The 12,052-nt window shown below is 70.0% G+C and carries 14 protein-coding genes; 7 read left to right on the plus strand and 7 right to left on the minus strand.

Annotated features, from left to right (window positions below; genetic code table 11):
• Positions 1 to 197 precede the first annotated feature (197 nt).
• The 4 genes from MKK63_RS04420 (at position 198) to MKK63_RS04435 (ending at position 4,376) form a co-directional block, all read left to right on the plus strand.
• A complete protein-coding gene (locus tag MKK63_RS04420) occupies positions 198 to 455 on the plus strand; it encodes a hypothetical protein (RefSeq protein WP_243916667.1) in 258 nt (85 codons plus the stop codon).
• A gap of 53 nt (positions 456 to 508) precedes the next feature.
• A complete protein-coding gene (locus tag MKK63_RS04425; RefSeq protein WP_243999061.1) occupies positions 509 to 1,675 on the plus strand; it encodes an MFS transporter in 1,167 nt (388 codons plus the stop codon).
• Between the two features lie 65 nt (positions 1,676 to 1,740).
• Positions 1,741 to 3,936, plus strand: a complete 2,196-nt coding sequence (locus MKK63_RS04430) for a primosomal protein N' (protein WP_243999063.1) — start codon at positions 1,741 to 1,743, stop codon at positions 3,934 to 3,936.
• 77 nt (positions 3,937 to 4,013) lie between these two features.
• Positions 4,014 to 4,376: an STAS/SEC14 domain-containing protein gene (locus MKK63_RS04435; RefSeq protein ID WP_091719129.1), complete on the plus strand. Its 363-nt coding sequence runs from the start codon at positions 4,014 to 4,016 to the stop codon at positions 4,374 to 4,376.
• A 6-nt stretch (positions 4,377 to 4,382) separates the two neighbouring features.
• Here the strand turns inward: MKK63_RS04435 and MKK63_RS04440 are convergent, their stop codons facing one another.
• From MKK63_RS04440 to MKK63_RS04465, 6 genes are all read right to left on the minus strand, one after another.
• Positions 4,383 to 4,772: a hypothetical protein gene (locus MKK63_RS04440; protein ID WP_243999065.1), complete on the minus strand. Its 390-nt coding sequence runs from the start codon at positions 4,770 to 4,772 to the stop codon at positions 4,383 to 4,385.
• A 374-nt stretch (positions 4,773 to 5,146) separates the two neighbouring features.
• On the minus strand, positions 5,147 to 5,353 hold the full coding sequence (locus MKK63_RS04445) for a Trm112 family protein (RefSeq protein WP_243999067.1): 207 nt from the start codon (positions 5,351 to 5,353) through the stop codon (positions 5,147 to 5,149).
• A 12-nt stretch (positions 5,354 to 5,365) separates the two neighbouring features.
• On the minus strand, positions 5,366 to 6,031 hold the full coding sequence (locus MKK63_RS04450; protein WP_243925252.1) for an LON peptidase substrate-binding domain-containing protein: 666 nt from the start codon (positions 6,029 to 6,031) through the stop codon (positions 5,366 to 5,368).
• Positions 6,032 to 6,282: 251 nt separating this feature from the next.
• Complete coding sequence (gene trxA, locus MKK63_RS04455) at positions 6,283 to 7,197, minus strand: thioredoxin (RefSeq protein ID WP_243999069.1); 915 nt, start codon at positions 7,195 to 7,197, stop codon at positions 6,283 to 6,285.
• Between the two features lie 85 nt (positions 7,198 to 7,282).
• Entirely contained in the window at positions 7,283 to 7,750 is a 468-nt protein-coding gene (locus MKK63_RS04460) for a hypothetical protein (protein ID WP_243999070.1), read from the minus strand.
• Positions 7,751 to 7,881: 131 nt separating this feature from the next.
• Positions 7,882 to 8,859 (minus strand): glutathione S-transferase family protein, encoded by a 978-nt coding sequence (locus MKK63_RS04465; RefSeq protein WP_243999072.1) that lies wholly within the window; start codon positions 8,857 to 8,859, stop codon positions 7,882 to 7,884.
• A gap of 237 nt (positions 8,860 to 9,096) precedes the next feature.
• On the opposite strand from MKK63_RS04465, the gene MKK63_RS04470 reads away from it, so the two are divergent.
• Positions 9,097 to 9,327 carry a hypothetical protein gene (locus tag MKK63_RS04470; RefSeq protein ID WP_243999074.1) on the plus strand — a complete coding sequence of 77 codons (231 nt, stop codon included), beginning with the start codon at positions 9,097 to 9,099 and terminating at the stop codon, positions 9,325 to 9,327.
• Here MKK63_RS04470 and MKK63_RS04475 read toward each other — a convergent pair.
• A complete protein-coding gene (locus MKK63_RS04475) occupies positions 9,321 to 10,283 on the minus strand; it encodes an alginate O-acetyltransferase AlgX-related protein (protein WP_243999076.1) in 963 nt (320 codons plus the stop codon). The genes MKK63_RS04470 and MKK63_RS04475 overlap by 7 nt on opposite strands.
• Before the next feature lie 73 nt (positions 10,284 to 10,356).
• On the opposite strand from MKK63_RS04475, the gene MKK63_RS04480 reads away from it, so the two are divergent.
• Positions 10,357 to 11,490, plus strand: coding sequence for an SPL family radical SAM protein (locus MKK63_RS04480; protein ID WP_243999077.1), 1,134 nt, complete (start codon positions 10,357 to 10,359; stop codon positions 11,488 to 11,490).
• 25 nt (positions 11,491 to 11,515) lie between these two features.
• Complete coding sequence (locus MKK63_RS04485; protein WP_243999079.1) at positions 11,516 to 12,034, plus strand: 2'-5' RNA ligase family protein; 519 nt, start codon at positions 11,516 to 11,518, stop codon at positions 12,032 to 12,034.
• Positions 12,035 to 12,052: the final 18 nt, after the last annotated feature.

The following is a 12,052-nucleotide window of genomic DNA, read 5'->3' on the forward strand; positions in this document are numbered from 1 at the left end:
TCAGCCGAACCGCTGGCCGCGTCGAATGCGTCCCACATGGTCCGGTTCGTTGACGCCCATCGCGGCGCTGACAGCTGGTCCTCACGCAATGGTGCAATGCAGCATCGCGATTGGATGGGTTCACATCCGGGTTGCGATGCTTAGGTTCCGCCGTTCGCATGCTGGTCCATGCTCGTAACATCCGCTGGAGCGCATCCGTGCAAACCTACACCCTGGCGATCGCCGACGGCGTCCTGTTCGCGTGCCTGCCCGACGAGGCCGACATTTCGGCCGCGATCACCGACGCGACCGCCACGAATTACGGCTTCGGCCTGAGCCTCGACATCGTCCGCGGCGCGACCCTGACCGATGCGGCCCGTCCCGAGGACGAGGTGGTCTGGCAGGAGAGCCCCGACAGCGAACTGGTGGACGCGCAGGGGCGCCGGTATCGCTTCGCGGTCCGTCGCCCCTGCTGACGGACCAGCATCGGCCCTGACACACGGGCCCGCACCGGTGCTACGCTCCACCCATGGGGGCGGAAACGGTCAGCACGCGGAGGGGCGGCCTTGTCGGCTTCCTCGTCCTCTACGGCACACTCTACGGGGCCTACGGCGTTCTCTCGCCGATCCTGCCGGGCTTCCTGGCGATGCGCGGCCTCGATCCCGGCGCGATCGGGATGCTGCTCGCCGCAGCGGGCGCCCTGCGCCTCGTCATCGGCCCACTCGCAGGCGCCTGGTCCGACCGGCGGCAGGCGGCCCGGACGATCCTGGCGGCGAGCCTCGCCGCGGCCAGCCTCGCCGTCCTGGCCCACCTGCCCGGCATCGGGTTCGCTCAGTTGATCGGGCCGGCCCTGCTCTACGCGGCCGGAACGGCCGCCCCCGCTCCGCTGGCCGACGCACTGGCGCTGGCCGCCGCGCGGGGCGGTGCAGCCTTCCAGTATGGCTGGGTCCGTGCCGCCGGCTCGTCCGCCTTCATCGCGGCGACCGTCGCAGCCGGCTGGCTGATCGCGGCGCTCGGCCTCGCGGCTGCCCTCTGGGCGAGCGGCGCCCTGTTCCTCGCGGCGGCTGCCGCTTCCCTGGCCCTGCCGCCGTCCGACCGGGCCAGGTCCGTTGCCGCCGGGCCGCCCTGGCGGGGCTTCGCCGCGCTCGTTGCGCTCCCGCGCTTCCGTCTCACGGTGCTGGCCGCTGCCCTGGTGATCGGCGCCCACGCCATGCATGACGGGTTCGCCATGATCCTGTGGCGCTCTGCCGGGATCCCGGCCGGGGTCGCGGGCCTGCTCTGGTCGGTTTCGGTTCTCGCTGAGGTTTTGGTCTTCCTGCTGGCCGGACCGCCCCTCCTGGCTCGGATCGGGCTTCCGGCCGGCATCGCGGTGGCGGCCATCGCGGGCGCGCTCCGTTGGGCGGTGCTGGGCGCTACAGTCGTGGTGCCCTGGCTCGCCGCGGCCGAGGCGCTGCACGGGCTGAGCTTCGCACTTCTGCATCTCGCCTGCCTGGGTCTGATCGAGCAGACCACGCCGCCGGAGCTGCGCGCCACCGCGCTCGCCCTCTACGGGACCCTGGGGCTCGGACTGTCCGGCGTGCTCGCGACCCTGGCCTCCGGGCTGCTCTACGGCGCGTTCGGGGCGCAGGCCTTCTGGGCGATGGCGGGCTTGAGTCTCGCCGCCCTGCCGCTGGTGCCCGGCCTGCGGCCGCGCTGAAGCCACGGGTTCTTTTTTCGAGCGTGTGGTACGGACCCGGAACGGAGCCGCCCGAAAAGCCCAGTATGCCGTCTGTCGCCGAGATCCTGATCCCGCTCGCCCTCGACACGCCCTACAGCTACGTGGCGCCGGTCGGGCTCGAACTCGCGATCGGCGACGTGGTGCAGGTGCCGCTGGGGCCGCGCGAGATCGTCGGCGTCGTCTGGGGCCTCGCCGAGACGGCCGGCGGTTCGAATCTGCGGCCGGTGACGGGCCGCCTGCCCTACCCACCCCTGTCGGAGCCCCTGCGCAGCCTCGTCGACTGGATCGCCCGCTACACGCTGGCTCCGAAGGGCTCGGCGCTCGCCATGGTGCTGCGCCTGCCCGACGAGGCCAATGCCGCCGAGACGATCCGGGTCGCCGTCCGCCTCACCGACAAGCCCCCGTCCCGGCCGACCGCCGCCCGCACCAAGGTCCTGGCGGTCGCCGCCGACGGCGCGCTGCGGGGCAAGAGCGCGCTCGCCAAGGAGGCCGGGGTCTCCGCCTCGGTGGTCGATGGGCTGATCGACGACGGCGTTCTGGAGACCGTGGCGGTCGAGCCCGAGCCGGTCGCGCCGCGGCCCGATCCCGCATTCCCGCGGACGCCGCTCTCGCCCGCCCAAGGCGATGCCGTCACCGCGCTGCTCGAAGGCTTCCCCTGGCACCGGCCGCCCGGCGAGCCGGAAGCGGCCGCCGATCCGAGGCCGGTCCTGTTGGAGGGCGTCACCGGGTCGGGCAAGACCGAGGTCTATTTCGAGGCGGTGGCGGCCTGCATCCGGGCGGGTTTTCAGGCGCTGATCCTGATGCCCGAGATCGCGCTCACGGCGCAGTTCCTGGACCGGTTCGCGGCGCGCTTCGGGGTGAGGCCGGCGGCCTGGCATTCCGGGATCGGCGGCAAACGGCGCGAGCGCCTGCGGGCCGCGGTGGCCGAGGGCGAGGCCCTGGTGGTGGTCGGCGCCCGCTCAGCCCTGTTCCTGCCCTTCGCACGCCTCGGCCTGATCGTGGTCGATGAGGAGCACGAGACCGCCTACAAGCAGGAGGACGGCGTCCACTACCACGCCCGCGACATGGCGGTGGTGCGCGGACGCCTCGAAGGCTGCCCGGTGGTGCTGACCTCCGCGACGCCCGCCATCGAGACGCGGGTGAACGCGGCGCGTGGCCGCTACCGGCACGTGCTCCTGCCCGAGCGCTTCGGCGGCCGGCAGATGCCCGATATCGCGGCGATCGACATGCGCCGGGACCAGCCCGAGCGCGGGCGCTTCCTCAGCCCGCCGCTGGTCAACGCGGTGAAGCACACCCTGGAGCGCGGCGAGCAGGCGTTGCTGTTCCTCAACCGCCGGGGTTATGCGCCGCTGACCCTGTGCCGGGCCTGCGGCCATCGCTACCAGTGCAAGAACTGCTCGACCTGGCTCGTGGAACACCGGTTCCGCCGGGCGCTGGTCTGCCACCAGTGCGGCTACGCCGAGCGCCGGCCGGAGGCCTGCACCGAGTGCGGCACCTTCGACAATCTCACGGCCTGCGGACCGGGCGTCGAGCGCATCGCCGAGGAGGCCACCGAGCTGTTCCCGGACCGGCGCATCGTCGTCCTGTCGAGCGACTTCCCCGGCGGCGCCGAGCGCCTGCGGCAGGAACTCGACGCCGTGGCGGCCGGAGAATGCGACGTCGTGATCGGCACCCAACTCGTCGCCAAGGGCCACAATTTTCCGTTCCTGACGCTGGTCGGCGTGCTCGATGCCGATATCGGCCTGACCTCGGGCGACCCCCGGGCAGCGGAGCGCACCTTCCAACTGCTCCAGCAGGTGACCGGCCGGGCCGGGCGCGGCGAGAAGCCCGGCCGGGCGCTGGTCCAGACCTACCAGCCCGAGCATCCGGTGATCGCCGCCCTGCTGTCGGGGGATGCCGAGCGCTTCTACGCCGAGGAGATCCAGGCCCGCGAGGCGGCGGGACTGCCGCCCTTCGGCCGGCTCGCGGCCCTGATCGTGTCGGCCAACGACCGGGCCGTCGCCGAGGCGCACGGGCAGGCGCTGGCCCGCGCCGCAGACCCGCCCGAAGGCGTGATGGTGCTGGGCCCTGCCGAGGCGCCGCTTGCCCTGATCCGGGGGCGCTACCGCTTCCGGTTGTTGGTGAAGACCGAGCGCAACGTCGATCTCCAGGGCTATCTGCGCGCTTGGCTGGCCCGGGGGCCGAAGGTGCGCGGCAACGTCCGGGTCGCGATCGATGTCGACCCGCAGAGCTTTTTGTAGGAGACTCGTCTAAAGGGGCCGCGGACCTGGGCCGGACACCGGCTACGGGACGCGGGCGATTCCCGGAGGAGCGATCAGTGCTGACCTACACCAAGACGCCGGATTCGAATGTCGCCGAGATCGTGGTCGACGGGAAGATCACCGACGAGGAGATGAACGCGGCGATGACCGCCATGAAGGCCGACCTCGACAAGGGCGGCAAGATCAAGCTGCTCGAGGATATCCGCGCCTTCGAGGGCATGGAGCCGGCGGCGTTCTTCAAGGACCCGCGCTTCGGCATCTCGATGATGAAGAGCATCAGCCACGTCGCCCTGGTGACGGACGCCCCTTGGCTGAAGGCTCTGGCCGAGACCTTCAACTTCGTCTCGCCGACGCAGATCAAGGTGTTCGAGCGCGCCCGGCTGGAAGACGCGCGCAACTGGCTCGCCGCAGCGGCCTGAGCGCGCCTATTCGGCCCGCGCGGTGCGGGTATCGCTGCGCCGCGCGGTCCAGCGGCCGGAGCAGAGCGAAGACACTTTCCAAGTGCCCGCACCGGTTCCGGCCTGCAGCCGGCCCGTTCCGGTGCCGCTCGCCGTCCCGTTGCTGACGCTCAAGCCCACAACGCCGTCGGCGCCGACATGGCCGCTGACCCGGGCTCCGGCGCTGCCGGAGACGAGCTGCAGCTGCCCCTCCCGGATGGCCAGAGCGTAGCTGTAGCGGGCGTTGCACAGGCCACTCTCGGTCACCAGCTCCACCGACCACCGGCCGTTATGCGTGCCGGGTTCCGCGTACGCGGAGGCACAGATCGGCATGGACAGGCCGGCGGCGAGGGCCGCAAGGGCAATGGGCTTCAGCATGTAGAGCAATCTTTCAGCGATGCGGGTGCCGCGCTGGGCGCCACGCAGAATCGTCGATCGCAGATGACCCTACGCTGAACGCGTGGTGCAGCAAGATTATGGCCGCGGTCGTGTGCGGCGTGATCAGATCTTATATCTATATCGGGCCGGAAAGTCGACCCGGGGGCGACCTGATGCTTGGCCGTATCCTGCAGGAGGGCGGAGCGTTGCTTGTGCTCAGGCGGCTGACCGAAGATTTGAAGGGCGGGGTACGCCTCACCTCTCCTTATGTGACGGGTGGGACGCGACGGAACCGCGCGTCCCCCTCCCCCGCAGAGGGGCGAGGGAGAGACGCAGCAAACGCTGTTCGTCTTCCCGCAGACGCCCGCCTCGGCTCAATCCATCAGCGGCCGTGCTTCCTCGGGCAGCATGATCGGGATGCCGTCACGGATCGGATAGGCGAGCTTGGCCGAGCGGCTGATCAGCTCCTGGCGGGCAGCGTCGTATTCCAGGGTGTCCTTGGTCAGCGGGCAGACCAGGATTTCCAAAAGCTTCGGGTCGACGCGGGTCGCCTCGACGGGGGCTGTCAGCTCGTTGCTCATCGTGCGCGAAACCTACTGCATCGTCGATTCGGGGCCTGCGCCACGAATCAGTTCCATCTGGGTGACCGCGATCAGGATCTCGGCCCGGGTCTTCAGGTCGGGGGCTTCCAGCATCGCCTGCTTCTCGCGGACGCCGAACGGGCTCATCATGCAGAGGGCGTTGACCAGCGCCTCGTCGGGCGCCTCGTCGATCCCCGCCCAATCCACCTTCAGGTCGTTCGAATCCACGAAATCGCGCAACGCCTTGAGCACACCCGCACGGTCGACATGCTCCTCGCCCGCGCGGGGCGCGAAGTCCACCGCGAAGGTGTCGTACGAGACGTGGCAGCGCCGGTACAGGCTGGCGGAGGCCAACTCGCTCTCGATCCGGAAGCGGCTGACCCCGGTGAGCGAGATCAGGTAGCGGCCGTCGCCGGTCTCGGCGTATTGCGTGATCCGGCCGGCGCAGCCGACGCGGTAGAGTTTCGGATTCGTGGCGCCCGAGTTCTCGGGATCCGGCTGGATGATCCCGATGATCCGGTCGGTGCGCATCGCGTCGTCGACCATCGCCAGATAGCGGGGCTCGAAGACGTTCAGCGGCATCTGACCGCGCGGCAGCAGCAGCGCGCCCGAGAGGGGAAAGACAGGGATCACCGCGGGACAATCCGCCGGGCCCTTGTAGCTTGATTGGGTGCTCATGGCGCCTCCCGGAGGGACTAAGCAGCGTTGCGTCGGGGGGCCAACGCAACGTTGCTTAGTTTCTTGGCCGCTCGCAGGTTTTTATCGCAAAACCGGCGGCCACTTGTGCGAAACCTGCTTGGGGCGACGTCCCCGATCGTCGCGCGATCCGGTTCGCCCCACGGCCTTGCTGTAATGCGTTCGCCCGCGCCGAACCAAAATCCGCCCGGCGAAGGGCGCCCTGACGGGTACCCCGGTCGCGGGACGACGCCCTACGAGAACAGAAGCGTCGAGAGCTTGCGCCGCCCGCGGATCGTGTCCGGATCCATCACGCCCCAGGCCTCGAAGAATTGCAGGAGCTGCTTGCGCGCCCCGTCCTCGTTCCAATCCTTGTCGCGCTTGCGCAGCTCGATCAGGTGGTCGACCGCCTGTCCGCGCTCGCCCCGGGCGGCCAGCCCCAGGGCAAGGTCGAACCGCGCCTGATGGGCGTCCGGATCGGCCTCGACCGCCCGCTGCAGGCCGGCGAGGTCGCCGAGCGAGGCAGCCTGCTCGGCGAGCTCCAGGGCGGCGCGGATGCCCGCGAGCGCCGGGTCATTGGCCTTCGCCTCCGGCACCATCGCCATCACGCGCTTGGCGTTCTCGACCTCACCGGCGTCGAGCTGCATCTTGGCGAGGCCCGCCAGCGCCGGCACGTTGTCGGGCTGCTGCTCCAGAACCGCCGCGTAGATCTCGGAGGCGCCCGCGAGGTCGCCCTCCTCGATCAGGGCGGCCGCATCCGCGAGCGCGGCCTCGACCGGATCCTCGGCCGGCCCGGCGATCCGCCCGATCAGCTCCTTGATCTGGCTCTCCGGGACAGCGCCCATGAAGCCGTCGACCGGCTGACCCTTCTGGAAAACGATCACCGCCGGAATCGACTGGATGCCGAGCTGACCCGCGATCGAGGGGTGCTCGTCGATGTTCATCTTCACCAGGGCGACGGCGCCCGCAGCCTCCTTGACGACCTTCTCCAGGACCGGCGTCAGCTGCTTGCAGGGCCCGCACCAGGGCGCCCAGAAATCGACCAAGACAGGCCGGTGCATCGACTCGGCGATCACATCCTGACGGAAGCTCGCTGTGGTCGTGTCCTTGATCAAGGAGCCGGTATCGACGGCCGAGGGAGCGCCCCCGGCGAGGCTGTCATTAAGCATCGGTCTGGCTTCGGAACCTTTTTGCTGGAGCCTGTTAAATGGGGCTTGCAAAGCCGTCTGACCAGTCCGGATCGGGCGACCCTGCTCAGCGAACTGGCGGGGAGGCCGGCGCTCCCTTGGCGGCTTTGGCGGCCGTCACGAAGGTCCCGGCGAAGGGGCGCCCGTCCGCGGCGCTCGCCTCGCAGGTGATCGCTGTGCGCCCCGATTCCGGTGTGGAAAAGCGGCAGGCGCCGATCGCCAGCGTCGGTGCGGCGTCCTTGCCGATGGTCACGACGTTGATCGGCTGCAGCGGGTCGGACTCCTCAGTCGCCTCCTGCTGCGCTCCGTTGCCGCTGAAGCCGATCGTCTGGCCGTCCGAGGTGGTGAAGTCGAAGCTCGTGCGGTTGCGGCTCACCGCATTGGTCAGGACGTTGCTGCAGGCGGCGCTCAGATCCTGCGTGCCGATCACGAGCTTCTCGCAGGTCCCCTCCAGCCGCAGCGCCGCCTGGGCGTGCGCCGACGCGGGCAGACTGGACAGGGCGCAGAACAGGGCAAGGCGCAGACGATTCGTCATGGCGTGTCGGGCATCCTCCGGTTGAAAACCGAACTAGGCCCCGCGCGCCGGCCGTCGAGGGCCGGGGCTTGGCGGACGGTCGTCGGGCTACCGGGACCGACACGGTCGGGTTCACGCGCCGGGCGTTTCGGTTACGCCGCGAATCGGAGCGCTCGGTCGTTGGGCGCAGAAAGATCGAGCTCCGGCCCGAGCGGCACGATGCCGGTCGGGTTGATGGTCGGGTGGCTCTCGTAATAGTGCCGCTTGATGTGTGTGAGATCCACGGTGGGCGCGACGCCCGGGAGCGCGTAGAGATCGCGCAGGTAGTTCGACAGGTTGGGGTAGTCCGCGATCCGGCGCCTGTTGCACTTGAAGTGGCCGACATAGACCGCGTCGAACCGCACCAGGGTGGTGAACAGCCGGACATCCGCTTCGGTCAGCCGGGCGCCGCACAGGTATCGGCCGCGGTCGAGACGCGCTTCCAGGGCGTCGAGTTCCGCGAACAGGGCCTCGAAGGCGTCCGCGTAGGCCGCCTGCGCGGTGGCGAAGCCAGCTTTGTACACGCCGTTGTTCACCCGATCGTAGACACGGGCGTTCAGCGCGTCGATCTCGGGGCGCAGATCCTCGGGATAGAGGTCGGGGCCGGTGCCGCCGAAGGCGCCGTTCAGCATCCGAAGGATTTCGGCGGATTCGTTCGACACGATCGTGGCGCGCTGCCGGTCCCAGAGCACCGGCACCGTCACGCGGCCGGTATAGGTCGGTTCCGCCGCCAGATAGACCTCGTACAGGCGTTGCGCGCCATGGATCGGGTCCGGTGTCGCACCCGGCGTGTCCCCGAACACCCAGCCCTCCGCGCCCATATGCGGATCGACCACCGAGACGCCGATCGCCGCCTCCAACCCCTTCAGGGCGCGGCCGATCAAGGTCCGGTGGGCCCAGGGACAGGCCAGGGAAACGTACAGGTGGTAGCGGCCCGGCTCTGCGGGAAAGCCGCCCTCGCCCGAGGGCCCCGGCGAACCGTCGGCGGTCACCCAGTTGCGGAAGCTTGAAGCCTTCCGTTCGAACCGGCCGCCCGTGGCGGCGGTGTCGTACCACTGATCGCGCCAGACGCCGTCCACCAGAAGACCCATCGTCGTATCCCGTCCCGTATCCCGTCCACGCGCGATCCGTCGCTCAGATGGGTCTCGCGGCGTTTGGGGAAAGACGCCGGTCGCATTTGGGCCGGCGCGCGATGCGTTCCCAGCGGCCCGCGATTCCTGCGCAAGGCAGGCTTGCGCGTGCCCTTCTGTTGCAGTGCAGCAAAATGCGCCATCTCTCGATCCGGCGCGGTCGGACCGGCCGAGTGAGACCTGTATGGAGATGGAGTGATGACGTTCGCGCTGGTGCCCGTCGCCGAGGCGGCGCTGTTCACGTTCGGATGCCTGATGATCCACGCTCTGAGACGCCATGCGGACGTGGTCACGGCGACGTTGGCCTGCCTCGCGACCCTGCTCGTCCTCATGATCGGGATCGCCTACGCTCCGGAATCCTTCGCCAAGTATCAGGCGGCGAGCATCAACGACTTCGCTGTCATGGACACCGCGACCGCGATCTACTGATCGGCCGCCGATCGCGCCTTCAGGCCGCCCTGCCGGATCCGCGCCAGTCGTCCGCCGGTGCCGCGCTGGCCCGCGACCGTGACGTCGAAATCGTCCTTCGGCAGGCGTGCGAGGAACCGCTCCGCCACCTCGAACAGCAGGATGTCGGGGCGGACGCGCTCGATGTAGGTCCAGTCGAAGCCTGACGACCAGATGAAGTGGACCTCGCTGAAACTCTCGGCGAGGAGCCCGGTCAGCATGAACGGGTCGAAATGCGCGCAGGAATCGCCGAACAGGACGAGCCGGCGCGGATCGGCGGTCGGCGCATCGTTCCGGTAGACGACATGCGCGCCGACATGCACCTCCCGGTCGCGCCCCTCCGCCTCGTAGGCGGCCAGCAGCGGGCCGGTTTCGACCCGGCGTGAATCGCGCTGCAGCATGAACCGCTCGATGCGCTCCCGCGGCCGCTCACGGAGTTTCTCGCCGAGATCCATCAGCTCGTCCGAGACGATCTGTGGGCGTGCCCCGATATCCGCCGGCGGGATGGCGCCGAGGACCCGCATGATCTCGCGGTAGGCGAGCAGGCAGCCCTGCAGGGTCCAATGGGTGTCGGTGCGCAGATAGAGCGGCACCGCCCCGCTCCGGGCGGCCCGGAGCGGGGCGAGGAGATCGAGATAGGCGGGGTGACGGGCGAGAAGCCTGGCGAGGCGGCGGGTCGAGGCCTTGGCCGGGTCGTAGCGCAGGCCGTCGGTCCTGTCGTCGTAGACCGAAAGCTTCTCGGGCACGATCACGTGGAGGCAGCGGATGCCGTGCCGCTCCGCGCGTCGGGCGCGGGCCCGGATCAGCCGCGCCCAGCCCCGCAGCAGCAGCCATTGGCGCAGACCGCCGCGATAGCGGTCGAGGACGCGGTTGGTGCCCCCGATGAGAAACAACCAGCCATCGCGGCCGACATGAACGCTCTCCCTGCCTGCAGACATGGCGGTGCTTTAGCCGCACCGCGACCGGGCGACTAGGCCGGACCCGCGACGTGCAGCTCAGCGTTCGACAAGGATGCCTCCCTCCCCCGCCCTGGCTCTCGAAGAACCCGTCGAAGCGCCGGTCGAACCGCCGGTCGAACCGCAACGCCCGGCTCGCCTGTGGCGCCCGCGCCGGGTACTGGTGACGCCGGCGGCGCTCGATCATGACCATGGCCGGGGGATGCTGGCGCGCGCCGAGGCGCTGGGCTTGGCCGTCGAGCGCCTGTCGGCCAACCGCCTGCCGAGCCCGCGCGAGCCGGACCCGCGGCGCGCCTACACGGCCGCCAAGGCGACCCTCGCCCTCACGGTGGCACCGCCGACGAAGCTGCGGCTCCAGCCGATCCCGCCCTCGGCCGACTGGCGCTTCGACCTTGCGGAGGGCTGCCCGGCCCATTGCCAGTACTGCTACCTCGCGGGCTCGCTCCAGGGGCCGCCGGTGACGCGCGCCTACGCCAATCTCGACGCGATCCTGGGCAACCTCGATGCCTATCTGGGGCGCGGCGCGGTGACATCCGCCTCGGCCGAGCGGGCGCAGGAGGGCACCACCTTCGAGGCCTCCTGCTACACCGATCCGCTGGGCATCGAACATCTCACCGGCTCGCTCTCGGCGGCGATCCGGCATTTCGGAGCCTGGGATGCGCCGGTGCAGCTGCGCTTCACCACGAAGTTCGCCGCGGTCGCGCCGCTCCTCGACCTGCCGCACAACCGGCGCACCCGCATCCGGGTCTCGGTCAACGCCCGCCCGGCGGCCCGTTACGAGGGCGGCACCGACACCCTCGACGCGCGGCTCTCGGCGCTCAGCCAGATGGCGCGGGCGGGCTATCCGGTCGGGCTGACCATCGCGCCGATCCTGCCCGTGCCGGATTGGGAGGCAGCCTACGCCGCCCTGATCCGCGATGCCGCCGACGCGCTGGCTGGCGCTCCGGATCTCGATCTGACCGCCGAACTCATCACCCACCGCTTCACGCCCGGCTCGAAGGCGGTGCTGCGCGGTTGGTATCCGGGCTCGGACTTGCCCCTCGACGAGGCCGACCGGGTGGAGAAGCGCACCAAGTTCGGCACGGTGAAGCACGTCTTCCCGAAGCCGCTGATGCAGGCGATGCGCACCCATCTCACCGAATGCCTTGCCCGGGACCTGCCGGCGGCGCGGGTGCTGTACTGGACGTGAGGCTCGAGGGCGCCATCTCGGCCCGATGCAAGATGCGGCCCCCTTGATCCTCACACTCGCCTTCGACGAGCCGACCTTCGCGCGCTTCGACGGCGAGCGGCGCCGGTTCTTCCCTGAAAAGCTGAATGTCATCCCGGCTCATGCGACGCTGTTCCACCATTTGCCCGGTGATCGGGAGCGTGGCGTCCTCGAGACCATCACGGCCCTCGCCCGGACGATGCCGCCGCCGGAGGTCGCCGTGACGGGCCTTCGCTTCACCGGCCGCGGTGTCGCCTACGTGATTGAATCCGAAGCGCTGACAGCGTTTCGCGGCCGCCTCGCGAAGGCGTTCGAGCCCGATCTCACCGCACAGGACCGGCAGGGCTGGCGCCCGCACGTGACCGTTCAGAACAAGGTCACCCCGGACAAGGCCCGCGCGCTCCACGCCGACCTTCAGGCCGGCTTCGCGCCATTCCGCTTCACGGCCCCGGCGACGCAGCTCTGGCGTTACCTCGGGGGACCCTGGGAGGCGGTCGCGCGTGTTGCCTTCGGGGAAAACGCCTGATGACCTCCGTCCTGTCCC

This window comes from Methylobacterium sp. J-088 (assembly GCF_022829295.1).
Taxonomy (GTDB): domain Bacteria; phylum Pseudomonadota; class Alphaproteobacteria; order Rhizobiales; family Beijerinckiaceae; genus Methylobacterium.